The sequence below is a fragment of the Spirosoma panaciterrae DSM 21099 genome (assembly GCF_000374025.1).
GTDB classification, from domain to species: Bacteria; Bacteroidota; Bacteroidia; order Cytophagales; family Spirosomataceae; genus Spirosoma; species Spirosoma panaciterrae.
Genome location: NZ_KB893212.1, coordinates 1 through 23,866, shown reverse-complemented (window position 1 = coordinate 23,866; position 23,866 = coordinate 1). Strand labels below are relative to the sequence as shown.

At 44.3% G+C, this 23,866-nt stretch carries 24 protein-coding genes; 8 read left to right on the top strand and 16 right to left on the bottom strand.

Features of this window, described 5'->3' with window-relative positions:
- Positions 1-241 (top strand): integrase core domain-containing protein (locus tag B153_RS0127030; protein ID WP_020597260.1); only part of this gene is annotated, 241 nt, incomplete at its 5' end.
- 33 nt (positions 242-274) lie between these two features.
- On the opposite strand, the gene B153_RS37880 is transcribed toward B153_RS0127030, so the two are convergent.
- The 9 genes from B153_RS37880 to B153_RS0126985 form a co-directional block, all read right to left on the bottom strand.
- Complete coding sequence (locus tag B153_RS37880) at positions 275-445, bottom strand: hypothetical protein (protein ID WP_020599882.1); 171 nt, start codon at positions 443-445, stop codon at positions 275-277.
- A 15-nt stretch (positions 446-460) separates the two neighbouring features.
- Complete coding sequence (locus B153_RS0127020) at positions 461-1,747, bottom strand: Y-family DNA polymerase (protein ID WP_020599881.1); 1,287 nt, start codon at positions 1,745-1,747, stop codon at positions 461-463.
- Positions 1,731-2,207, bottom strand: coding sequence for a translesion error-prone DNA polymerase V autoproteolytic subunit (gene umuD, locus B153_RS0127015; protein WP_020599880.1), 477 nt, complete (start codon positions 2,205-2,207; stop codon positions 1,731-1,733). The genes B153_RS0127020 and umuD overlap by 17 nt, the downstream gene beginning before the upstream one ends.
- 693 nt (positions 2,208-2,900) lie before the next feature.
- Entirely contained in the window at positions 2,901-4,685 is a 1,785-nt protein-coding gene (locus B153_RS0127010; protein WP_020599879.1) for a hypothetical protein, read from the bottom strand.
- 446 nt (positions 4,686-5,131) lie between these two features.
- The gene (locus tag B153_RS0127005; RefSeq protein WP_020599878.1) at positions 5,132-5,401 is read right to left on the bottom strand and encodes a hypothetical protein; all 270 of its coding nucleotides are present in this window, start codon (positions 5,399-5,401) and stop codon (positions 5,132-5,134) included.
- A 5-nt stretch (positions 5,402-5,406) separates the two neighbouring features.
- Entirely contained in the window at positions 5,407-6,726 is a 1,320-nt protein-coding gene (locus B153_RS0127000; protein WP_020599877.1) for a phage integrase SAM-like domain-containing protein, read from the bottom strand.
- A 3-nt stretch (positions 6,727-6,729) separates the two neighbouring features.
- Positions 6,730-8,016 carry a phage integrase SAM-like domain-containing protein gene (locus tag B153_RS0126995; protein ID WP_020599876.1) on the bottom strand — a complete coding sequence of 429 codons (1,287 nt, stop codon included), beginning with the start codon at positions 8,014-8,016 and terminating at the stop codon, positions 6,730-6,732.
- A 91-nt stretch (positions 8,017-8,107) separates the two neighbouring features.
- On the bottom strand, positions 8,108-8,440 hold the full coding sequence (locus tag B153_RS0126990; RefSeq protein ID WP_020599875.1) for a hypothetical protein: 333 nt from the start codon (positions 8,438-8,440) through the stop codon (positions 8,108-8,110).
- Positions 8,441-8,599: 159 nt separating this feature from the next.
- On the bottom strand, positions 8,600-8,806 hold the full coding sequence (locus B153_RS0126985; RefSeq protein ID WP_020599874.1) for a helix-turn-helix domain-containing protein: 207 nt from the start codon (positions 8,804-8,806) through the stop codon (positions 8,600-8,602).
- Between the two features lie 203 nt (positions 8,807-9,009).
- Here B153_RS0126985 and B153_RS0126980 point away from each other — a divergent pair, with 203 nt between their 5' ends.
- The 5 genes from B153_RS0126980 (at position 9,010) to B153_RS37405 (ending at position 16,874) form a co-directional block, all read left to right on the top strand.
- Positions 9,010-11,415, top strand: a complete 2,406-nt coding sequence (locus tag B153_RS0126980; RefSeq protein ID WP_020599873.1) for an FG-GAP repeat domain-containing protein — start codon at positions 9,010-9,012, stop codon at positions 11,413-11,415.
- A gap of 657 nt (positions 11,416-12,072) precedes the next feature.
- On the top strand, positions 12,073-12,906 hold the full coding sequence (locus B153_RS0126970) for a hypothetical protein (RefSeq protein WP_020599870.1): 834 nt from the start codon (positions 12,073-12,075) through the stop codon (positions 12,904-12,906).
- Positions 12,907-13,047: 141 nt separating this feature from the next.
- The gene (locus B153_RS0126965; protein WP_020599869.1) at positions 13,048-15,918 is read left to right on the top strand and encodes a tape measure protein; all 2,871 of its coding nucleotides are present in this window, start codon (positions 13,048-13,050) and stop codon (positions 15,916-15,918) included.
- A gap of 21 nt (positions 15,919-15,939) precedes the next feature.
- Positions 15,940-16,497 carry a hypothetical protein gene (locus B153_RS0126960; protein WP_020599868.1) on the top strand — a complete coding sequence of 186 codons (558 nt, stop codon included), beginning with the start codon at positions 15,940-15,942 and terminating at the stop codon, positions 16,495-16,497.
- 41 nt (positions 16,498-16,538) lie between these two features.
- A complete protein-coding gene (locus B153_RS37405) occupies positions 16,539-16,874 on the top strand; it encodes an HNH endonuclease (protein ID WP_020599867.1) in 336 nt (111 codons plus the stop codon).
- 211 nt (positions 16,875-17,085) lie between these two features.
- Here B153_RS37405 and B153_RS0126950 read toward each other — a convergent pair whose 3' ends face one another.
- Both B153_RS0126950 and B153_RS0126945 read right to left on the bottom strand, forming a co-directional pair.
- Positions 17,086-17,571, bottom strand: a complete 486-nt coding sequence (locus B153_RS0126950) for a phage terminase small subunit P27 family (RefSeq protein ID WP_020599866.1) — start codon at positions 17,569-17,571, stop codon at positions 17,086-17,088.
- A gap of 109 nt (positions 17,572-17,680) precedes the next feature.
- Positions 17,681-18,001 (bottom strand): hypothetical protein, encoded by a 321-nt coding sequence (locus tag B153_RS0126945; protein WP_020599865.1) that lies wholly within the window; start codon positions 17,999-18,001, stop codon positions 17,681-17,683.
- 134 nt (positions 18,002-18,135) lie between these two features.
- Between B153_RS0126945 and B153_RS38745 the strand changes: the two genes are divergently transcribed.
- The gene (locus tag B153_RS38745; protein WP_020599864.1) at positions 18,136-18,264 is read left to right on the top strand and encodes a hypothetical protein; all 129 of its coding nucleotides are present in this window, start codon (positions 18,136-18,138) and stop codon (positions 18,262-18,264) included.
- 18 nt (positions 18,265-18,282) lie between these two features.
- Here B153_RS38745 and B153_RS0126935 read toward each other — a convergent pair whose 3' ends face one another.
- The 5 genes from B153_RS0126935 to B153_RS0126910 form a co-directional block, all read right to left on the bottom strand.
- Entirely contained in the window at positions 18,283-18,675 is a 393-nt protein-coding gene (locus B153_RS0126935; RefSeq protein WP_020599863.1) for a hypothetical protein, read from the bottom strand.
- Complete coding sequence (locus tag B153_RS35980) at positions 18,672-20,294, bottom strand: DUF6371 domain-containing protein (protein WP_020599862.1); 1,623 nt, start codon at positions 20,292-20,294, stop codon at positions 18,672-18,674. The genes B153_RS0126935 and B153_RS35980 overlap by 4 nt, the downstream gene beginning before the upstream one ends.
- A 30-nt stretch (positions 20,295-20,324) precedes the next feature.
- Positions 20,325-21,389 carry an AAA family ATPase gene (locus tag B153_RS0126925; protein WP_020599861.1) on the bottom strand — a complete coding sequence of 355 codons (1,065 nt, stop codon included), beginning with the start codon at positions 21,387-21,389 and terminating at the stop codon, positions 20,325-20,327.
- Between the two features lie 170 nt (positions 21,390-21,559).
- Complete coding sequence (locus B153_RS0126915; protein ID WP_020599859.1) at positions 21,560-21,973, bottom strand: hypothetical protein; 414 nt, start codon at positions 21,971-21,973, stop codon at positions 21,560-21,562.
- Positions 21,974-22,067: 94 nt separating this feature from the next.
- The gene (locus B153_RS0126910; RefSeq protein WP_157634901.1) at positions 22,068-23,636 is read right to left on the bottom strand and encodes a hypothetical protein; all 1,569 of its coding nucleotides are present in this window, start codon (positions 23,634-23,636) and stop codon (positions 22,068-22,070) included.
- A gap of 26 nt (positions 23,637-23,662) precedes the next feature.
- Here B153_RS0126910 and B153_RS0126905 point away from each other — a divergent pair.
- The coding region (locus B153_RS0126905) for a transposase (protein WP_020597120.1) at positions 23,663-23,866 on the top strand (204 nt) is incomplete at its 3' end.

The window sequence follows — 23,866 nt, the reverse complement described above, 5'->3', positions numbered from 1 at the left end:
CATGGCGGAAGCTGATAATCCCTATCAAAACGCGCATGCTGAGTCTTTTTGGGGACGCTTAAAAGCCGAGTTGCTGGAGGATGGCTGTTTTATGAGTCTAGATGATGCCCGTGCTGAGTTGTTTAACTATATTGAAGGGTATTATAACGTGCGTCGGCTGCACTCGTCGTTAGGCTACCGTTCACCGATTGACTTTGAAAACCAATTTTATCAAACTGTTTTGTCAAACTCTCATAAGTAAAGTGTCCGGCTAAACGGGACCACCCCACATATTTCATTCTGTGGCAATAAGCTCAAACTTATCTTGTATCAGCGCTTGATTACAGGTTTCAATCTGCTGCTGAATATATTCCCGTGAGCGTTTATCATCAGCCGGTAGCTGGCGCAGTGCCTTGCTTAATTCATCTTTTCTGGCCCATACCTGAGTGCGTTCTTTTCGATTCATCGTATATACCTGGTTTTATTTAACGATTAATATGTCCTGCCAGCGAGTCGTATAGCAGGGCGATAAGTACTTCGGCTTCATGGGCCATTCAGGATCACGCATCTGAGAAGCTAACCTCAGGGTATCCTTTCCGTAGCGGTAGTTTAGTTTGTCCACCACTTTAGCCAGCTTCAATGATTTTTCATTGGGGCCTTCTACAAACAATCCCTTTTGCCGATAATCCGCAGGCACCAGGTCAGTTAGCATGATACCTACCCTGAGATAATGGTAGCCAAAAACGAAGATTTCCTTCAGAGCTGCTGATGCATACTGCAACAGGTCGGCTGTCGAGCTGGTTGGATGAGGTAATCGTACCGTTCGAGAGTTACTGAACTGCTTACTGGGTAATCCATTGCCTGGCGTTTTGCGGTTGGGGTCGGTGCGCAGATAAACAATTACACAGCCTGCCAGTGAATCCTGTTTACGGAGCTTTTCACAGATTCTCGACAGGTGAAAAGTTAAGGCATCCTGAACTTGCTCATAGCTGGGTGTCACCTGGCCAAAACCAGGCTCGGTGCAGATCGACTTCCGGGCAGGGGGATTTACTTCCAGAAACTTAGAGGGCTTGCCTCGCAGTTCATAAACCAGCCTGACTCCATTCACCGTCATTTGCTGGCGTATCCAGTCATCCGGTACATCCCGCAGTTGTGCCGCTGTACGAATGTCGAACTTCTTCAGTTTTCCGGCTGATTGACGACCCACTCCCCATATATCCTCAACAGGAAACGTTTCCAGAACATTATCGATCTTCTCCGGTGTATCCAGAACACAGACCCCCTGATAGGCTGGATTCTGCTTGGCTAGCCTATTAGCTATTTTCGATAAGGTCTTTGTGGGGCCGAAGCCGATGCTCACGGGTATCCGTAGCCACTGCCTGATTTTCGCCCGAATCGTTTCACCTAAACCCTGATAAGATGGGTAGTATTGGTTGTAGCTATCATCAACCAGTAGGAACGCTTCATCAATCGAATAGACTTCTACGTCCTCCACAAACTTGGCCAGGCAGCTCATCAATCGGGCGGATATATCACCATAGAGCGGATAATTACTGCTGAATACAGCGATGTTATGCTGCTTAACCAACTCCTTCATTTCAAAGAAATAGCCAGCCATTTTGATGCCCAATGCTTTTGCCTCCGCATTACGGGCAATTACATTACCATCTCGGTTAGACAAAACGATAACCGGCCTACCTTCCAGAGCGGGGTTAAAGCTGCGTTCTACGGAACAGTAAAATGAATTGGCGTCAACGAGGGCGTACATATTTCGGCGGCTTAGAAATGATGTAAGTCACTACCCCCAGCACTTCGAGACGCTCCTGTTTAGTCAGGTAGATAGGGGCATAAGCAGAGTTACTGGATTCGAGTTTAACCTGCTTCTCTTCTTCGACGTAGCGTTTGACACACCAGTTACCGTCAATACTGACCACGATAATCCTACCCGTAACTACCTCAAGCGTAGAATCAATAACCAGGATAGACCCTGGAAAAATGTAATCTCCTGTCATTGAGTCGCCACTGGCTTTGACAAAATGAGTCATGTCAGGATGCGCTACACATAGGTCTTGCAGGTTCAGTCTGGCCTCGATATAATTTTCGGCAGGGGAAGCGAAACCCGCTTTTACTGTTGAGCTGTACAGGGGGATGAGTTGTCTGCGGGAGGCATCAACTTGGTATATATTTTCGGGCGGAACGGAATCAATAGAATCCAGCAGCTTAGTCATCGAATTACCCAGATTAATCACTAAACCGCTATGTTATGAATTTGTTATATACAATACAAGTCAAACACATCAATTGGTTGCCTTTGTCGCTGTTTTTTAGTTTGCAGTATACTATAATCAGGAATCTCCCAGGCATCGGGTGATGTTAACAGCTGGTAGTCTAAAGGATTTTTCGGTTTCTTCTGCCTTTTCCGCGTTAATAGAGGGAAAGCCCCCTCTCCTTCTTTTTATAAATGCTAATTGGTTGCTTACAAGGAAGACTCAATTGTCCTAAATTGATCTCAGTAATTTCAAAAACGAGCACTCGTCTACCCTACAAAACCTACAAAAGGGGGACTTATTCTACTTGTTCTACTCAAATTGTGCGAAAAAGGGGGTATAGGAGCCTTTTTATAAATTCGTTTTAGGCTCGTTCTCTGCCCTGTACATAAAATGGACAAAAAGGCGGCTTTCGAGGGAGTTATTATACTTTTTTAACTCAGTACGGGCTAAAAGGCAGTTTTCAAGCAAAAAGCCCAGCTTGATTGGCCAGACTCTATTCTTCTAGTTGGCTGCCTGGTATAAGACAGGCTTACCCCAAAAGTCACAAGCGAAAAAAAGATTGTTTTGAGCCTGCACTTTCTACACTTCCTACACGGAGTGTTCACGATGTTCACGATGTTCACGCGTTCATGGTGTGAACATCGTGAACGCTTACTTCTGTTTCAGGACCTGATGTAGCAATCGTTCTAGTTCCTCTAGCCTCTTCTGCTGATCCTGATTTACTTGCTCTTGCTTCTGGTTGGCTTTCTCCAGTTGAATGCTGTACAGTGTTAACTCCTCCACCTTTTCCAGCAGAGTAGCATTCATATTAACCAGGTCAACGCCTTCTTTAGCTACCTGTTCTGCCGAGGGGATGCCAGGTAAATGCCTATGTTGATCGATATAGGCCGCTACGGAGGATAATGGTCGAAGGTGGTAAGCTGGACTAAACACTTTATCACTCCACTCATTGGGACTGTTGATGCGAAGTTGATAACGAGCTTTAATCACATCGCCTTTTTCATTGACGGTTAGAAACTGGTCGGTCGCTTGGGTAGGTTTGCTCTGACTAGTTAGTTGGGTTAACCGTAGTCCGCTAGCGTTATCTTCATCCGCTACCACCTCTAGCTTGTTTGTTGGGGATGAGGTACCGATGCCTACGTTGGCTTGATTGCCTAGGATCACTGCATTGCTCACCGCAACAGTTGCACCTGCCCCAATAGCTGTCGCATTAGTTAAAGGCTCTCTAATTTCTGATAATAGAACCCCTGCCTGTGCTCCTAAAAATGTATTGCGTGACCCTTTGTCATGGAGACCGGAATTATAACCTATATATACATTGTCATCAGAATTGATCGATGCAGACCCGGCCTTATTACCAATAATTGTATTATGGGAGCCTGTTATAATATTCCCTCCAACGTTCACACCAAAGAAGGTATTACCAATACCTGTCGTTAAATTATAACCTGAATTATAGCCGACAAAAGTATTAGAGTCAGCTACAGCATTATAACCCGATTGATAGCCTAAGTAAGTGTTACTTTTGCCAGTATAATTAGCAAATCCTGCTTTACCGCCTAACATCACATTGTTTGAAACACTATTATAATATCCAGCAGAGTCACCAATAAATACATTATTGCGTCCATTTTCATTTCTATAACCAGCCACATAGCCTATCTCGACATTACCAGATCCACTTACGTTATTAACTCCTGTACTTACGCCAATGAACGTATTTCCGCTCCCCTCGTTGTTTCTTAATCCCGCTGTATTACCAATAAAAACATTACCTGCTCCACTCATGCTGTATTGACCAGCTTGGCTACCAATGAACGTATTTGCATATCCAGTTTGATTAGCATAGCCAGCCTGATTACCAATAAATGTATTAGTTCCTCCCGTCTTGTTGTTCTGACCGGCAGCACTACCGATAAATACATTATTAAAGCCGTACGAATTATTATACCCTGCTAGACTCCCAATGAAGGTATTTTGATCAGCTACATTACGGTAACCAGATTGGTAGCCTAAAAAAGTGTTTTGGGTCCCCACTTCATTACTATAGCCAGCATAACAACCTAAGAACACATTACTAGAACCTATACTATTGGAATAGCCAGCATATGTACCTAGAAATACATCATTCTCCCCACTGTCATTCTTGTGACCAGCATTTACTCCCAAAAATGTATTATAAGAACCTCTCTTATTAAAAATTCCAGATGCAGCTCCAATAAATATATTACTTTCCCCAGTTGTTAATGAGCTACCTGAACCTGACCCAACGAATATATTAGAATCCCCTGTCAAAGTTGTGTTTCCGGCATTTGTTCCAATAAGAATATTATTAATTCCTGGTGTAACAGAATTGGGTGACGTAACTACGTAATTAGTTTGAGCGAATAGTAATCTACTTAGCAGTAGGAAGAAAAGATAGAAGATTTTATTCATCTTAATTAATGGATCAACTTGATTAGAGGATGTAGGCCTAGAGACTAATGTAACAGAAATCATACCATGCTCAACAAAACGCCTACCCTTTCCAGAGCCAGCGTTTTCCAGATTTCACTTACAGTCAACAATCCAAATAATAGGGGTCTTTTGTTGGATAAAGGAAGGCAGAAAGCACTTACCCCTATGTCAATAACAGTACCATAACAGCTAGGTTTTCCACTGTGTACTCATCTATTGATTAATCGGTCTATTAATAAAAAAGGCCTGAACTACCAGTCCAGGCTTTTCCGATTCTATCCACACCTTAGGAATCAACTTAATCGACTCCTAATTCAGCCCCAGGCTTTCGCCTGAAGGATACATAAAGACACCTTCATTCGTCAGGGTTGTTTTGCTGGGATCGTTTTGTTGATTATTCGGCAAGCCGATCCAGCCCTACAGCCTTAATTCAATCTTCTGACATGGTTATAATGCTCAGCTGAAAAGGCAATCTCGTACTGACTGATGCGCTGTTTGAGCAGCATCACCATCTCTTCCAAGGCCGTTGCTTTACGTTCGTTCAGGCTGGTTATCTGCTCCTCGGCTTCGATCTGCTTACGGCTACAGTGGACCATTTCCCGTAAGAGCGTCGCTAGCTGTTGCAGCTCCACGATCCACTCCCGAAGCAGGTCTACATCGTCACAATCATAGGGATTTCCGGTGGTTGGGATCATGGGCTTTAGAGGGATGGGGTAGATAGATATGGATTACCGACAGGTATTGGACGAAGCGGTACATTACCTAGCCATTGCTGACGGGCAACCCGCTCCATTTCTACATCAATGAAAGAAGAGGTGATCTTGACGTAATGTTCCTCGGTAGTACGCACTGAAGAGTGCCCTAGGAACTTGCTTACTGCGTCTTTCGAGTAGCCCAAACGAAGGAAAATAGGCCCCGCTGTTTTGCGTAGAATCTTAGTAGTCAGCTTCCAGTCCCTACCGTCCTGGGTCTTGCCTATAAAGCCAATAATAGGCTGGATAACCTTTAAATGACGGTTCATGTCGGCTAAGTTTGGGTCCACAGGGCCGGTTGGATGCTGGGCCAGTAGGTCGTTCACCTGATATAACTTGGGGATCTCGCAGAGGTTACGCGGTGGCTTGGTTCGGTTAATGATGATCTTAACGCCGTAGGGTGTATGGTATTCGTATAGTTCAGGCTGACGGGCGTAGCGGATTGCATCGACGTAATCCAGGCCGGTAAAACACATGAGCCGCGTCCACCATAAAACGGCCGAAAACTGGGGATCGTCGGATGAAAGTTTCATTAAATTGGCAATATGGTTGGCTTCCATAAAATAAACTTCCTTGTTTTTCCCGCGTTTGGGACGAAACTTGTCCAGTACATTACTAGTCAGGTAACCTTCGTCAATGGCATGATTGATGGCATCGCGTACATGAGATAGGTATTTGTTAGCAGAGTCTTTCTGCATTCGACGCTTGCCTGTGTCAGGATGAGTTTGCAACCAGGCATGAAAGCGTTTACCCCAGCCTGTTGTCAGATCAGTAAGAAAGGAAGAGGAAGGGTCAAACTGTTTGACATACTCCCAGGCCTTATAGAGTCGATGGACTGTTTTCTCTGACCGGCCATCCTCTGTGCCATCTAGTGTATCCAGGTAGTCCAGATAGGTCTTAAACCACTGATGAAGTCGGGGAGACGTAGTACCGGGTCGCAGAAACTCCTGCTTGACTAATTGGGCGGTTGGGCGCTTCCCTTGCCCTTTATGATTTCGCTCTTTAAGCCGTCGAAGAATTTCATAGTGTTGTGCGGCCACCTCAGCCAGCTTTTCATTGGCTTGGGTGACTAACGGTCCGCTACCTTTTACTTTCTGGGCCTTTTGATCCCATTGAGTGGGTCGTATATAGATGCCAGAACAGTAGTCGCTGGCTGTTTCGCCATTGATTGTTAAGCGAATTTTTAGAGGGCGTAGGCAAGTGTCATTTTTTTGATCATAGCGAAGTCGGAATAAGACACTAATCTCGCGTTTACGTCGGGTATGCATGGTTTAGGAGGCTTTATAAATACTGGTAAAGGGTTGACGAATATGGTTCACTGCATCTTTTTTGACACGCAGCATGCCCGCTTTGACCATCGAACCGGTCGTAGTAACATAATGGCGAAGAGTAGTCTGAATGGATGAATGCCCGAGTACTTTACTTACCTCCTCAATCCTGTATCCTAGGCATATGAATAGAAATCCGGCGGTTTTGCGGCATATCTTGGTGGTCAACCGTTTGTCAAAGCCTATTAACTCCTGAATTGTCCTTGTATAATCATTAATCGTTTGATTAGTCAAGGTTGGAATGCCTGCCGGATAGTTAGCTAGTATGTACTTCACCTCATCCAGTAACGGGATACAGGCTATCAAAGCTGTTTTTCCCCTCGGTATGGCAATCATAACTCCTGCTTCGGTAACTTGGTGGTAGCGGCCCGGTTCTTTTACATAGCGCTCCAAATCCGGTTGATCCATACCGGTATAACACATCAGCAACAGCCAGTCTTTGACTAGCCTGGTCGTCGGATTGGTTGATTCAAGGTTCCATAGTTGGTCAATATGTGCCTGTTCCAAAAAATACACCGGTTTATCTTTCCCTTTATCAGGAAAATAACCGGCAATCGGGTTGTCACTCACCTTCTGAGTCTCTACCAGGTGGTTAATACTTGCCCGTAAATAGCCAACAAATCGAGCGGCTGTGGCCTGGCCTAATGGTCTCTTGATCAGGTAATAATAAAATCCTTCGGCCCATTTACGGGTTAACAAATCAACCGTTAGCCTTTCGCTTTTTTGCTGGGTGATATAGTCGGCCAGGTAACTGCGTCCATTCTGCCACTTATCAAGTGTCCTTTTCTCTCTGGCATCTGGTGTACCTTCGAGACCACGCAGGTACTTTACATATGTATCATACCCCTCTAACAAAGTAGGGATAAGGGTTGTCTTGCGAGTCCAATGATGTTTAACTGTTTCGGCCGAAGGTTTAGTCGGCAAAACACCCGCCTGTTTTAAACGGAGCAGTTCGGCCAATAGGTTTTTATGCTCAGCCTCAATCGTTTCTAGCTCATGGTTAATCTCCAGTGCTAGTTTAGATGAGCCAAGTACCCTTTGTTTGGCTGAGTACCATTGATCTGGCCTAACATAAACACCGCTGGCATAATCGGAGGTCGTTTGTCCATCTACAGATAACCGAATGTAGAGTTGGCGGGGCTTATCGCCTATGGTTTGCCCAAAGCGAAGTCTAAATCGTATTTTAAGAGACAGACGTTGGCGATGCAGTAAAGTGGATGAAATAATCATAAAGCCAGTAGAATAAAAACCCTATTACAGCTTTCGGGTGTATAAAAAAACGATGCGGTCACTGTACCACCGCCTTTGAAAGAAATAGTCTTTAGTTTGCTTCTGCTGCTGATTTGGCCCGATAGAGTTCTCGCAAAAAATCGATAAACAGAAGGGTGCAATGGAACTGGTCACTACTGGCCTGGGTAGAGAGTTCGTCAGCAGGCGTAGTAAGCCATTGAGTGAGGAGATGGCTGATGGCTTGTTGAGGGCCATGCTCAAAGCCAACAGCCACGAACTGATCGGTTAGTTCAAGCAGTGCCGTTTGAGCTTGAAAGATGCGGGGATTAATCCGAGAATCTGGCCGTTTGTCAGCCGGAAGGGGCGTTTGTGGAGGGGTAGTTGCATAAGTCCCCTTACCCACGTAGATTTGCTCCGTGATCATAAAGCTTAATAGATTTTGTGATTAACATGGGCCCCAATGCTGATCCGCCAAGATTACAAGCGTTGGGGTTTGCTATTTATTAGCAGTCAGTTATTGACTGATTGCTTTCGCAATAGTAAACAGACTTAAGATATATACCAAGTTTAAAGGTAAAAAATATCAATCAAATTGGGCTGAAAACTTAACACCTAAGGCCTCCGCGATTTTTGTAATTGTATCAACAGTTAGATTCTGTTTTCCGGATTCATATTGGTTGACAGTAGATTCTGAAACCCCTAACTTCTCTCCCAACTCCTTCTGCGTTAGGCCTTTTGCCTTACGAGCTTCCCGTATCTGTTGACCTATCTTTTGCTTAATGTCTGCCATCGGCTTCGCCTATTTGGCGGAAAGTTAGCCGTTTTCAACTGACAACCTCAACTTTATCAATCAGATTATTTTAGCGGCTATATCCATCTAGGCCCAGGAAATTGGAAATATAAACATAGACCCTGCTTTGTTTATTGCTGATCTTATAGCGAAACATGAGTTTATGTAAATTTGGCACAACTCTATTGCTTTAAACGATTCCTATGCATCTGTCCTACCGCTATTTCCTAGTAACGCTTTTTCTCATTCAAGGTAACATTCATATTCAAGGCTTTGCTCAGCATTTCATAAATTCCATCGACTCTACCACATACCAGTTTTTTCAAACTGGGCGTGACCCACAAGGCATCATATTAGCAAATCTCAATAATGATATATTTCCTGATTTAGCCATATCCAGTCGAGTTGATAATTCGCTAAGCATCCGATATAACGACCAAACAGGTCAATTTAAATCGGAAATTACTTTCTCCATTAATGGTAATCCACAGTCCCTAGCTGCGGCTGATGTCAATAACGATGGCCGCGTTGATCTTATAACTAGTAATCAAAATGGCACTACATCTATATTACTAAACACTGCTAACGGGATAATAGGCATTTCTGGTAATTATCCCAGCACTGCAGGTGATGCATCCTTAGCGGTTGCAGACTTCAATGGGGATGGCTGGCTAGATTTAGTTACTGCTGGGGGATGGGGAGAATATCGTATTCTGACTAATAATAGAGATGGAACATTCTCATCAGGGCAAGCAGTCTCAATGCCTGAACCTGTCAGGTCTATAACTGTCGCTGATTTTGATGGTGATTCACGCCCTGACCTAGCCCTTGTTAGCGGCATCAATAATTCAATACGCCTACTACGTAACCTTGGCAACTCTACTTTTACACAATTTAGTCAGCTACAGTTGTCTTCAGTGCCTTTTACTATCCAAGCGGGTGATATAAATTTAGATGGAACCCCTGACTTAATAGTCACATCTTGGTCTGCAAACCAGTTAATTGTATTAATCAATACTGGTCAGGGGCAGTTCAAAGCCCCCTCTACAATTGGATCAGTAGGATTGAATCTTAATATTGCAATTAAGGATGTGTCTGGTGACGGTGTTCCAGATTTATTAACTCCTGATGCTGTCCATACTTATATATTGGTTTGGAGAGGCAGAGGAGATGGTACTTTCGAAAGGAGTATTCAATACCAAGTCGGGGCCGGACCAAGTAGGCTCGCTGTTGAAGACATAAATCACGATGGGTGGCCAGATTTAGCTATTCTCAACCGTGACAATAGTACGGCTACCATTTTACTTAATCGTAATCAGGGCCTGTTTGGAAGTGCTAACATTATTCCCGCTGGGGCAAATACATCTACTCTTACTGATCTTGATAATGATGGATATGCCGATCTGATCGGCTTAACGGGGGACACGACATCTGTTCATGGGAATGCGCTATACATTTACCGGAATCAGCGTGACGGTACCTTTGCCAAGCCAATTTATCAAGCAATTGGGGTACAATCTAATGCTTTAACGACTGGCGATGTTAATAATGATGGATGGAATGACCTGGTCTCAACTAACTATAACAATAATAGCATTTCAGTTATGCTAAACAACCGGATCGGTTTGTTTTCCTCACCTGTCCATTATAAAACGGGCCCCAATTGTACAGAGCCCGTGACTTCTATATTAGCTGACATGAATAATGATACTTATCTCGATATTGTTACCAGGACCAACTGCTCTCCAGCAAGTATTGCCCTCTTTATCAATAATCGGGATGGTACGTTCGCCGAACCTGTACAGTACTCTCAGAATTACGACTCGATTAGCGATTATATAGTTTCTGATATAAATGGTGATCAGAAACAAGATATAGCTGTGCTAATTTTCAGATCGTACCCAAGTCGATATTCATTTATACGGTTTTATCTTAATGCTGGAGATGGTACTCTCTCAACTCCTACTGATTTTACACTATCAGAGGAAGCAAGTAGCCTAGTTAGCTTAGATTTTGATGCAGATGGGCGTTTGGATTTTCTAGTTGGCACATACCCAGGAGCCAAATTTTTACGCAACCTGGGTAATGGTTCATTCGACAGTCTAAAGCCAATACTTTCGGGCCTTATGAGTGTTGAGGCTATATGTGACTTGAACAATGATGGCTTGATGGATTTGCTGACACTTTCAACCTATTACCCAACGGACAATTCAAAGAATGTGATTTCTATTTGGTTTAATACGGGCAATAAGGGATTCAGTGGGCCATTTGAATTGCCTATTGGATATTTTGAAAGTTTAGCAATTGGAGACGTCAACCATGATGGGCGGCCCGATATTTTGACTGGAGCCACTAATGGAATGTACCTTTGGTATAATTGGTCACAACTACTTTCTTGGGGGATTACTACGATACAACCTGGTCTTTGGAATTCCCCTCAAACCTGGTCTCTAAATCGGCTGCCAGTTGCTACAGACCATGTACTAATCCGACATCTTATTCAACTTCCTACAGGCTATTCCGCCAATGCTTCTCGTGTCGGGTTCGATCAAAGCGGGCAACTTCATTATAACCCAAACGCCCAACTGCATCTGCAAGGTTATCCTTAGATATTATTCCACCCTCTTTTCCGCCACCTTCTTAACGTTTTCGCTACTGACTACAATTACCCTTCCAGCGCTGTCCGCTTTTACTTTCAACTTGCCTCTAGGCGTCCAATCGATCACCGTTGCCCGGTAGGGTTTACGGGCATAGCCCCGCACATAGGGGGTAACTAATACGCGGTCGCCGGGGGCAATGACAGGGTTCATAACCTGTCAACAACTAAAAACATCAAACAGTTGAGTAAGTAATCAGGAATAGCAAGGGAATTACGGCAATAAACGGATACTTTCAGCTATATTCCTTTTTAGCCGCTCCAAGGCCGAATCATCGCCCCTTAGATAATCCTGTAAATCTTGTTGACCCTGTACCCCGACGCATTGCCAGGCATCCGTATAGACTGAAGCGTTATCAGTGTTATCGATTAAATACTCCAACTCAGTTCGTACTAACCAGTACACTTGGTTTATCTGAACGGCACTGGCTGTAGCCGGTAGTCGAATCAGGTAGTGGACTAAATCAATGAAAGCTGTGTTCGTCAAATCAGGCTGGTACATCGAATAGCATACAGGGTAAGACTGTTAATATTTAGCTAATCTACATAATCTTGAGCGAGCAATGCGCCTATTTATTCAATTCATATATTGAGCTAATAATCAGCAACAATGGCTAAAACAAGAGCACCTAAACCACCCAAAAGAGATTGGACCAAAATAGGTACTCTATTTGGGATTTTGGCTGTAGTGATTTCGGTTATCAGCACAGCCATTACAACCTACTACTCCAACCAAAATTTGGAGCTAATGGAATTACAGCGTAAAACAGCCCTACTGCCTGACATTTCTATTCAATCACCTATACAATTTAACGCTTGTATAAAAAGGGCTGAAAAGAATAAACCGTTGATGTATAACTATAAATGCTATAGTGGCTGTGACTATTTTAAAACAGATTCAGTAAATTCTTTAAAATATGACGGTATCAATAGCCCATGCTTGGTTGAGTTAGAACTACTTAATGGAGCAAGTGGCATTGCCAAAAATATTACGCTCACCTGGAAATATGATAGACAAAAAGTAAAACAATTGTTAACTCAGTCAATTGCTGGTTTAACAATAGACCTTAGACCGACCGGGGAGTTGATAAGCTATAAAGATGGCTCAGGGGTCGCTACTCCAATAGAATCCGCTAGTATCAAAAAGTTAGGCTTTTTAAAGGCTAGTTCAAGTGTTCGTATTCCCCTACCAGACGACTATATCAGCCATTACGTATCCTATGTTTTAGATACTAAACCCGATGCAAACATTAGCTTCTCTGATTTTCCATCCATCAATCTTCAGGTAAATTTTCAAGACATCGAAAGTAAAGCCTTTGAAAAGGTATTTAAAATCACACCCTATTTTTCTGGATCTTCATTTGCGCCAAAAATGGGCCTAAATACAATCAGTATTGAATTTGTTATCCAAGAGACAATTCTTCCGAATAACACGGCAAAATAATAAATTTCATAAGATACCTTACTAGTAGAGCTAAAAAAAACAACAACATAACTGCTTGATTATTAGTCATTTTTTGTCTATTATTACATTGTCACAATTAGTAGTTAAGGCTACTATTTCCACACCACTAATAGACAACATATGGGCGTTAATAGCACTAATATTCGTCTCGGACTTATTGCTACAGACCTTATTGCAGGGTTTAAGATTAGCTCACAGGCGAGTTCAAACTTTACCAGTCAGTTACAGAATGACTTTAAGCGAATAGGGAGCTTTTCGCAGTCCGCAATAGCCCCTATTAAGGGGATTTCGTCAGGACTTAAGGATATAACCGCAACAGGTAGCGACTTTAAAACACTGGCCTCTACCCTAGGCGGCTTTTTTGCGGCCGAGAAGATTGTAGGTTTCGGTAATGCCATCATTTCTACCTCTGGCAAGTTTGAGAAGTTCCAAGCGGTATTGCAAAACAGTTTAGGTAGTCGATCGGGGGCAAACCAAAACCTGAATATGCTATCTGACTTTGCCGCTGAAACTCCTAACAGCCTGGAAGAGCTAACCGGCTCATTTATTAAGTTCATCAATCGGGGGATTGTTCCAACTCGTCAACAGCTAACCAATCTAGGCGATTTAGCGGCCTCACAGGGCAAAGGATTCGACCAGTTAACAGAGGCCGTACTAGATGCCCAATCGGGCGAATTTGAGCGCCTAAAAGAGTTTGGGGTAAGGGCGTCTAAATCCGGCGATCAGGTAACGCTATCGTTTAAGGGTGTAACCCAAACGGTTAAGAATACCAGTGAAGAGATAACCAACGCCATATATAAGTTTGGCCAGTTGGGCGGGGTAGCTGGCAGTATGGCGGCAGTCAGTCAAACTTTAGAGGGGAAAATTAGTAACCTGGGCGATACGTTCAACCGCTTATTGGTCGCTCTGGGTAATGGTGGTATTTCGGCGGTTTTTAAGGATGTTATCGACCTTTCTCAGAAGTTTCTAGGCGTTGTTACAGATCTAATCGCCAACTCTCCGGCTGAGGACCTACAAAAGCAAAAGAACGAGTTAAACGGCCTGGTAGGCGCTATCGCACTGGCTAATGACAACGAAACGGTACGACTAAGCCTTATCACACAGTTAAACCAGAAGTACCCGGAATTTTTAGGCCAACTAAACGCTGAATCCGTAACAACTGACATACTCACTACCCGGCTGGCGGCTGCTAATGTGCAGTACGAAAAGAAGATCCGTATAGCCTTAGGCCAACAGGCTATCAAAAAGGCAACTGACGATTTAACCGAGTCGATTAAATCACAGGAAGGAGCACTTCAACAGCTCGCTACGGCTTCCGGTAAGTCTATCACGGAATTAGAAAAGTTAAGCGCGGCTGACCGTATTGCCCTGGCTCGTAAAATAGCGGCTTCCCAACCTCAGCAAAATTTAGGTATGGGGGTTTACGGTGGTGGCTCTTTTTCTGCCTTGGCAACAGTACTAGAACAGGCAGGACGCAAACAGGCCACAGCTCAGGCAGAATTAAACCGATTAACGGGAGAGAACGCAGCCAGGCAAGCTGACCTTACCAAATCAACCGTTAGCGGGTATTTGCAACAAATTGGCCTTATACGGGAAAAAATCAGGCTGCATCAAATTGATACCAAGCTGGGAGAGTCGGAGATAAAGCGGCTACAGGACCAAATACGCATTGCAGAGGGCAAACCCTCAGATATGCCGAAAGCCCTTGCTATTACCCCTAAAAGCGCTAAGACGGGGCCTAAACCCCTACCCGCAGATAATATGTCTGTGTTTAAGCGGTACGAGGCCGATTTAGTCAAACAGATAGAGGCCATAGGGGGGGATTCACCGGAACTGACCAAAAAACAGGCTCAATTAGAGTCTATCCGTAGCGTTATTGCCGATCTGCAAGCCCTTACCAGTAAAAACCAAAAGACGGAAATTAAGGGGCTGGCTGAAATAGTTAGCCCAAACGCTAACGAGAAACTTAAGGCGGCATTAGTCAGTATTGTACAAATCTCAGCCGTTTCGCCCTTTATGTTCGCCAAAACTGGCGCTAAAGATTTCCTAGATAATGTCCAACAGGCTAAACCTAGCTTAGAGTTTATTCGGGCTAAAATTGACGAAATCCGCACGACCATTGCGGCACTGGCGATCAATAAGCAGATGATTCCCCCGGAATTAATAGAGCGACTTAAACAGTTTAAAGAGTTGCTTAAGCTCGGTATGGATTCGGCCAGTAAGGCTGACGCTATGACACAACCGGGCGAAGGGAACGATGAAAAATGGATCAAAAAGGCACAGGACCGGATTGACAAAATGAAGGCGGCAGGGCAGGAAGTAAAGACTACTGCTGAGGAATTGGGGCAGCAAATGAAAGGGGCGGCTATGGGTTTAGCTCAGGCCAGCTTTGGGGCACTTGAAGCCATAGGGACGGCCATAGGATCTGGGACAAATCCAATAAAGGCGGCAATTCAGAACCTAACGGATATACTAGGTAACTACCTCATCCAGCAAGGTAAGGCGCTGGCTATGGCGGCTCTGTTTGAACAGGCTGCTGCTTTGGCGGCTGGGCCTTTTGCTGGGCTTTTAGCCTTGCCTACGGGCTTTCAGTTGGCGGCTTCGGCTGTATTGATTGGCGGAGGGGCCGCAATCAAAGCCCTAGGCGTTAAAGATTTTGCAGGGGGTGGCCTTTTCAGGGGTGAACAAATTATCAGGGTTGGCGAAAATGCACGCGCCCTAAGTGGTGGAGGTGAGTTTGTTGCCCCGGTTGCCCTGGGTGCTCAGTTGATTGCGGGGGATATTATGAAGCGGCTTAACCTCTCTACCGATACAAACCCTAGAATGAACAGTGACTTAGTACAACGATTCGCCAATGTAGGCGCACGACAGCCACAGGTTATGGTTATGGGTGAGTTTGTAGCTAGGGGGTCGGAACTAATGGCTGTACTGGAACATACAAGTACAAGTAACTATTATACGGGTGGCCCATCTATTCAATTCAATCGCTAACTTTTTAAAACGCCATCTACTATGATATTGACAGAAAACACCTACGAGAAGGACGGAATTACCTATTTAAAAACAGAGTATTTCAAATGGCTTGTACGATCTGAATTATTGGTAGACGGAAGTGCGGGCGGACTCGTACTAGGGCCGACTAGGCGGCAAGGCGGCATTATTCTATTAAGCGCAACCAACGACGGAGATGTCTATATAACCGGGCAAACGGAAAACTGGGAGTTATTGATTAATCACTATGCCTACATAGAACACCAGAAAGAACTACTGGAACTGTCCAGACATACAGCTATAGACGAGACCTTTTTCATGGGCTATCTCATACCCTCCCATATCCACACGATCGATGCGCGGGCCAAAGATATAAACGGCGAATCAGTTACTCCGTTTATTTATCAGGACACACACCAAATCGGTACAATGCCCAAAGTGCCCGCTAAAAAGCATCTTACATACCTAGACACCCTAAACCGTGCTTCCTGGCTAAAGAACCGGGTAGAGAAGCAAGCAATAGATCAATTCAAGACAACATTGATTATTACCAAGTATAGGGATATAAGCCATAATTGAGGCCACTATCCACATTGTCAGCTTTACCATTCACCTACACCATGCCAACCATACATCGAACACCCAGATACTGGGAGAAGAAAAGCCAGAAGAAAGCCTCTCGCTGGTCCAATGAAGAGCAGGGAGGAGTGCCCAATCAGTTCTACCGCAATGCTCCGTGGCGAAACTTACGGAAAGCCAAGCTGGAAAAAGATCCACTCTGCGAGGAATGCCTGAAGAAGAAACGACTTGTTCCGGCTACTGTTGTGGACCATGTTAACCCCATTCGGCTGGGAGGTGCTCCACTGGATATAGATAATACCCGGTCCCTGTGCAAGTCCTGCCATGCCCGTAAGAGTGCTAAAGAGCGGCACATACCAACACCTTCTCTCCACTAGGGGGAGGGTGGGTTGAATCCATGAAGGTTGTTAAGCCATGAATCGCAGCCCTGTTTCAGCCATCTTCGTGCAATATTTTCAAGAGGGGATACCCCTAGCCATTATTTTGCCCATTTGGAGCCTGTAAACCTCAATTTAAGTGATTAATAAGAAGGTGTGAACAGCCACGAAAGCACCTCGAATACCCGGCGAAGATCGGCCGAAGAACGATTCATCTGTCTGTTCTTCTAGCCATTAATCGTTGCAGAGCATTGTCTTTCTTTGTGTCAGGTATCGCTTCTACCCGAGAGCGAGCAGCAGGAGTCGCGCCAAACTCAATAAGCATAGCCCGCACCCGCTTGAACGCGTCTGATGCAATATTAACTTGGGGATAAGCCCGTACAATCTTTCCACCATCTTTAGTTATGCTCTCATAAGTCGAGCCATTTGCAATGATGAACTGTCGGGCTTCCCGATACTCAAAATAGGCGTCAGCCAGCAGTTCCAAAGCTCGGCCATCTGTTTTGCTTAATACCCGCATATCGGCAAAATGTAGGGCCATTTCGTTAAATATATCCTTCACCTCATCGGGTAGCCAGTCAGGGGCAAGCGGTACTTCGAGCAGCGGTTTAGGCTCGTTGGGATTGATTCGACTGCGTTCCAGAGTACCCTGTAGCAGCTTCACTTCGGTTGGTTTGGGTCGGCGTCCTTTAGCCATGTCGGTTGATACTTTTTGGTTTGTCAATATGCGTCCGATTTTTTTTGAGGGAGACAGCGATTCGTGGCAAGTCCCTTTTTAAAGATCTTACCCACCCTCCCCTATGGGGTTAGTTCTCGCCACTAAGTGGAAAGGCCGTTAAAGCAGGCTTAGCATCCGATTCAGGGTTATAGTACTGATTAGAGAAGGTCATCCGTAATATGGCATCCAGCGTGGCCAATTCATCAGCCAAAGCCATCGTTCGCCGTACGGTGGTTAAGGAGTCAATCACCTGCTCAATCTGCTCCCGGTTCATTGTGTAACCGTCCGTTTCTTCGATTAGCTCCTGGGTTAAGTCATAGAGCCGTTCGGCGTAGCGTAGAATGATAGGGTCGTTAATAAACTCTAACTCATCCGACTCATCATCATACATATCAAGGTTATTACTCATAGCTATGTGCGAATAGGTGTTGTGTTTGAGAACTACCTTTTACTAAATATCCTGCACGCATTCGTGACTATTTTGATGTAGCTACATCTAATTAATATACCGTTCACTACTACGACAAATAACAAGTACTTACAATGAACTCATTAATTGATCTGGAAACGAATAAAGAGACGCTAATCGAAACAGATACCTGGTTTACGGTACTACTCATCGTCTCAGCAATCGCAGCGAGTGTAGGGTGCATTTTTACGCAGATGATTTAAGGCCCGCGACAGAGAGAGCTATATCTGAAAAGCTTTCCTGATGTGTTTACGGGCTTTTTGGAAACGGGGCATTAGCTCGTACCACTCCTCGGCCAGTAGTGTGTTATGGATCGTATCCAGCACGAAGATAGTTAGTTCCTGAGCCGCTACGGGATTACGTTTCTGAAACTCTCGAATCTCCCAGAACACCCGATGCAAGGTGACGGACTTCCCCATGAGGTACCTACGCACCCAAAAATCTACGCCATCGGCATGAGCCAGATAATAACAGGCCTCCTGACAGAGACCCCGGTGAACGCCAGCTTGCAAATAAGGCGGCAGCGCGAAAAAGAACTGGAATAACTTGACCTGATCGACAGTCGTATTATCGAACTGGGCGGTAATGGTGGTCATCGTGCGAAACTGGGTCATGACTGTTTGGTGTTGAGGGAGGCTAGTCCCATCTGTGAGAAATAAGGATTCTGGCATTGCCACTCGTGAAAGTTCATCGATTTAATGATTGGTACCGCATCCGGCGGGCTGGGCTCATCCCACTCAGCGGGGTAACTTGTTACATCCTCTACCGTTAATCGTTCAAGTTGGGATTCGTCAGGCTTTAAAACCGCTCCAGGATTCGCCAGTTGCTCTTGAATGGTCGTTACAGACTGTGGCTCATTCGGCTCCTCATCAGGCGCTAAACAGCGTTGAATGGCTTTATGTGTAGCGATCTTGTTCCACCACAATGGTGGTCTGCCGAATAGCTGCCATTTAGCTTCGAGTGATTTCGGTAACCGAATCGGAGTAGCGTTCAAGAGAGTAGCAACCCGAACCTCTTCTCTTCTAACGCTACCTTGTATACGTGATTCTTCATTCCCTGCTAGTCTACCCTGCCAGGCATTGGTCAACAATAAGAAATCAGCTAAGTCAAACCCTTTTTCTCGCTGCTCCTGATTGGCCTGACGCTCCAGGTAATCGGATACTCGCACATTAAACCCCTGTTGCCGTAGCGCACTTGCTTTACTCTCCCAGTAGTGGTAATCCTTACCGTCGGTGGATAGATCCGGGAAGAGAACAATAGGCCGATTACGGACGGGCGTTAAGCGTTCTGCATTCAGGTAGGATCGGCCAATCACAGCCAGCCAGATAAACTGCGGAAAGTAGGGCGCACAAAGCACGGCTGTTTTAGGCGCTTCTACGATAGCGACGGGTTTATCCTTTGGGGCATTCAGTAGCTGAGGTAATCCAAAGAGACAGGGGGCAAATTCGCCTTGTTCGATGTAGTCTGTCAACCAATCAGGACGCGGCTTTTCTGCTTTGTCATACTGGTAGGCCAGTACCGAATGAACCCAACTGGTCCGGCTGCGTTTGCGCCCTTCTCGATCCACATATTTGACCGTATGGAAGGTTTCATCAAACAGCTTAATCTGTCCACCACGAACCCGGTTTTGTTCGTCTATGAGCCAGAAAACGCAGGCTCCGGCATTGTCCCAACATCGGGAAGAGCCTACTTGAAATTGGGCCAACAATTTGTTGGCTAATTCTGTGTCGAAATGATTGATCAGATGATTTGCAAACTGGTTGTTGTCGTAGTGGCTAAGTGATTTCTGGACCACTTCCCAGGGGATAGTAGCTGGATCGATAGTACTAGCTGGCATGTTGTGAATAGATGGCTTCGGTGTCATGAGTGAGTTGAATCGCGCTGGTTTGGCTGGTTGGAGTAGTTGTTGGCGGCTGGCTTGGTAAACCTCATTGGCATAGGAGGAACCAGTAGCGTCTTTATGATAGGGGCTCAGGTGATAACCACAGTTGCTTTCCCGGTCACATCGCCCATATATGTCGGGCAAAGGTTCATCACTGCGGGTATCGATGTAGCGACTGAGCGTCTTCCGGTGCTTAGGAGCACATTGCGGGCAATCGCCTTTCAGTGCTTTAGCCGGTAGCTGGTAGCGGTAAGTTTTGGTAACGACAGACATGGTGAATTCGGCAAGGCATTTACTTATGTCAATGATGTGTTCTAATCCCTGAGCGTTCACGGTGTTCACGGTGTTCATGGTGTGAACACCGTGAACACCGTGAACGCTTTATTGCTTTGCATACTTATTGACAGCACCCAGCGAAATGCCTATCTCACTGGCGATCACACGCTGCGATTTACCTTCAGTGACCATTTCTTTGACACGGTCAACAATACCTGCTTTGTCTTGCTCTGACTGTTGACGCAGGTGCTGCCGTTCTGAGCCATAACCAATCCATTCGAACTGTAAAAAGTTGTGAGGTTTTGCGATTTGGTAGAGACAGACATTTTCGCTGTCATAAATAATCTCGGTGTTACGGGCTTTCACTTGCTTCAGGTAGCGGATTTGCTTATCCTGACTACTTTCCCCAAGAGCAAAAGCACTATCACAAAAGTTGATGAGCATCTTACTTCCCTGTAGGTCATTCCGGGTAAGTGGCTTTGTCAGGTCCCTTTTGGGAGTATGAGCTAAAGCTAGAATAGAAAGGCCGTAGCGGCTTTTAAGCGCCTTCAGGTGTTTCATTAACGGTAAGGCATCTTTAGCACGCTCGGTTTCGTTTCGCAGGTAGGTCAGGTTATCGATGATCAATACCCGAGCGCCGGTTTGGATTATAGACTGCTCCAAAGATGCGTTTAGGTAGTCTTCGAAAGTCTGGCTTTCTGGTAGAGTGCAGTCGGGGTTGATTTCTGCCCGCAAAAAATTACGGTCAAATCGATAATGTTGCTGGTAGTTTACCGAGTACCGAGCCTCGAACTGCTTATCCGATAATTCAAAGTCAAAATAAAGAATAGGCTGCTTAGGGGCTTCTAGTTTCGAGCCTGGAATGGCTCTACCCTGGCTTATACTATCGCCTATCTGAACGGTCAAAATCGATTTACCCAGGTTAGTGTCAGCAAAGAGAATGCACAGCTCCCCTTCGTGCCACATTTCCCCAAAAAGCATTTTCGGTATAGGCCGGTTATTGGCCTGTTCAAGCCATTGATGGGCGGGCTTGACATTAAATAGACCAAACTGATCGGCATTGGCTGACTGACTTTCAGTCGTTTGCTGACTAATTTCTTCTACCAGCATGTCGGCATAGTTACCAAAATCTCCGGCAAAAGAATTATCTTTGTGTTGTCTTTCACTCATTGCAGTAAATGTCAAGCCGCCTTCGGTTGCCCCCGTTGGCGGCTTTTTGATGTGGAGTTAGTTAAGTGTGGCGAGTAGTAACTGTTGTAGGGCACCAGCAGTAAGAATAATCTTACGGGCGATCAGTTCTTCGAGGAAGTTCTCGATCTGGGGGAGGGAGAGGAGGCTATTCATACTACACCTCCTTTCTTGTTAAGTTGACGCGATATTTGTTCGTCAGCTCGATGTTCAGCAAAGGCGTATTCTACGGGTTGACGTGTCTGACTACGAAGCCAATTCAACACAACTGCTTTCTCATAAAGGACGCGTTTGCCAAACTTAATAACACCCGGTATATCACCTGCTGCAGATTTAATACGCAAAGTACTTGGTGGCACATTCGAGCAAGTGTCGCACAGCCATTGAAAGCTGCCGTAGGGGTTGGTATCTGTGGAGGTGGTGGAATGGGATAATAATGCAAGTATCTCTTTTTGACCTTCTTCAATCGCGGTGAGCCTATCCGCAAAGATTTCAAACCAGTTTATCACGTTTATATTGTCCACCGGATAAGTTGCTCGATGAACGAAACAAACGTCAGTAAACAAAAAAAGTCACTTTTAAAGTGACCAAAAAACCACAGATAAATCCTTGACTATTATACCATTATAAAAAAGGTCAGAAAGGTCTCAAAAAAGGTCACTATACTTTTAATCGTATTTGGTTGTCTTTTCCAACCTCTATATTCCCACGTAAGACTTTATAAGCAGTAGCCTCAGAAACAGCTTTAGGGTTCTTCTTGCCCCAACTAAAGTAAGCGGCTATCCAGTTTGCTACTGATCTCATATCATCTATGATTTTGCCATTTGTAGCTTCTCTGGCTTGCTTAAAGATAAACGATAAAGAATCTGCTCGTAGTTTTACCCAAACTCGGTTTTCGCTTTGGCCATTTTCAAGTAATAATTCTAAGTCAGTATGATAATCCCCTGGAGTTGATTCTGATAGTGTCTTAAACAACCTTGTCTTCATCACTACTGGTATAAATATTTTGGGCTTTTCTTCATCTGGGGATTGAAAGACTCTTGTATTATCATTATTAGCTAAATTCTTACCTTTATTACTAGCATTTATCAAATTATTAAACCAATCAATAGCACTACGATATAGATATAAGTTTTTTAAAAGTCTCAAACCGACAAGAAAAGGTTTATTATATCCGTCACAGAATATATTTATGGATGATTCTAAGTCATTTATTTTTTCTACAGTTTTCCTTTCATCATCCCAGAAATCAGTATACCAACTTTCAATAATTACATATCTATCATTAATTATATTCACGTATTGATCTCGATGTTCTATTAGCAATGTAGCTTTTTTATCAGGCTGTTTTTTTACTGCATCGTCATAGGCTTTTATCAAAATAGCTACATCTCCTAAATTATCAATTACTTTTTTTACTTCATTTCGGCAAAACGCACGCATCTCGTCATAAGCTTTACCTTCCAGCTTTTGAGATAGAGTTGCAAGTGGCGCATATAAATAGGGGTTAAGTCCACTAACAAGCGTTTTATTCCTATTTAAGCCACTAATATGCTCAATAGTGGCAATCTCATCAAGGAAATTTTTATTCTTATCGCCCTGATCTTTCTGGCTGAATGTTTTTACAGATGATTCATCATTTTGAGGCTCCTTTCCCTCTGGCAATACTTCATCTCTCATTGAAATACCCTCATTTTTCAACTCTCTCTTTAGCATATTATCTACTGCACAGCTATACATCAATCCAATCGAAGCTGCATAACCAATTGTATCTAATTCTTCCCATAAGGTATTATCAATTTCACCCTTCAGATCTTTAAAGAAATTAGATTCAAAAAAAGTGACCAATTCCCTGTACTTCCCCTGAGTAAATTCACCTGTATGCAAACTTTCAACTATTCTTTTTAAGTAAGCTCTTCTGCTCTCTTTATCAGCAACCAATAAATTAAGAGTATTTTGAAACTCCTCATAAAATGTATTAAATACTAAATCAAAACCTCGGCGCATCCGCATCCATTTATTCTCATTCGCTAATTCAGGGTTTTGATCATTAAAAAGGTCTAATGCGATTTTATAATAAGGTGCATTCGTACCTGTAAAGGGAACGCCAGGAATTTTTGTAAGCTCCGTTAAAGCTTTATAATAGGCAGAAAACCTCACCAAACTTCGAAGATTATCAACTGCTTTAGAGCTTGTTGGGGAATTGATAAGGACTGGTAGTCGAGTCAACTTTGTATCGACCAAGAAACAAAGTAATGACTAAGCAGTGGCAACCACTGACCGACTACCAGTGGGCAGCAATTTCGCCTTTTTTTAACCTTCAACGCAAGCGTAAACACCAATTACGTGCCGTCATGGATGCCATCTTCTGGATGTTACGCACCGGCTGTCAATGGCGAAACCTGCCGCCTAGCTTTCCGCACTGGCAAGCCGTATACTATTATTTTGACCAGTGGAAA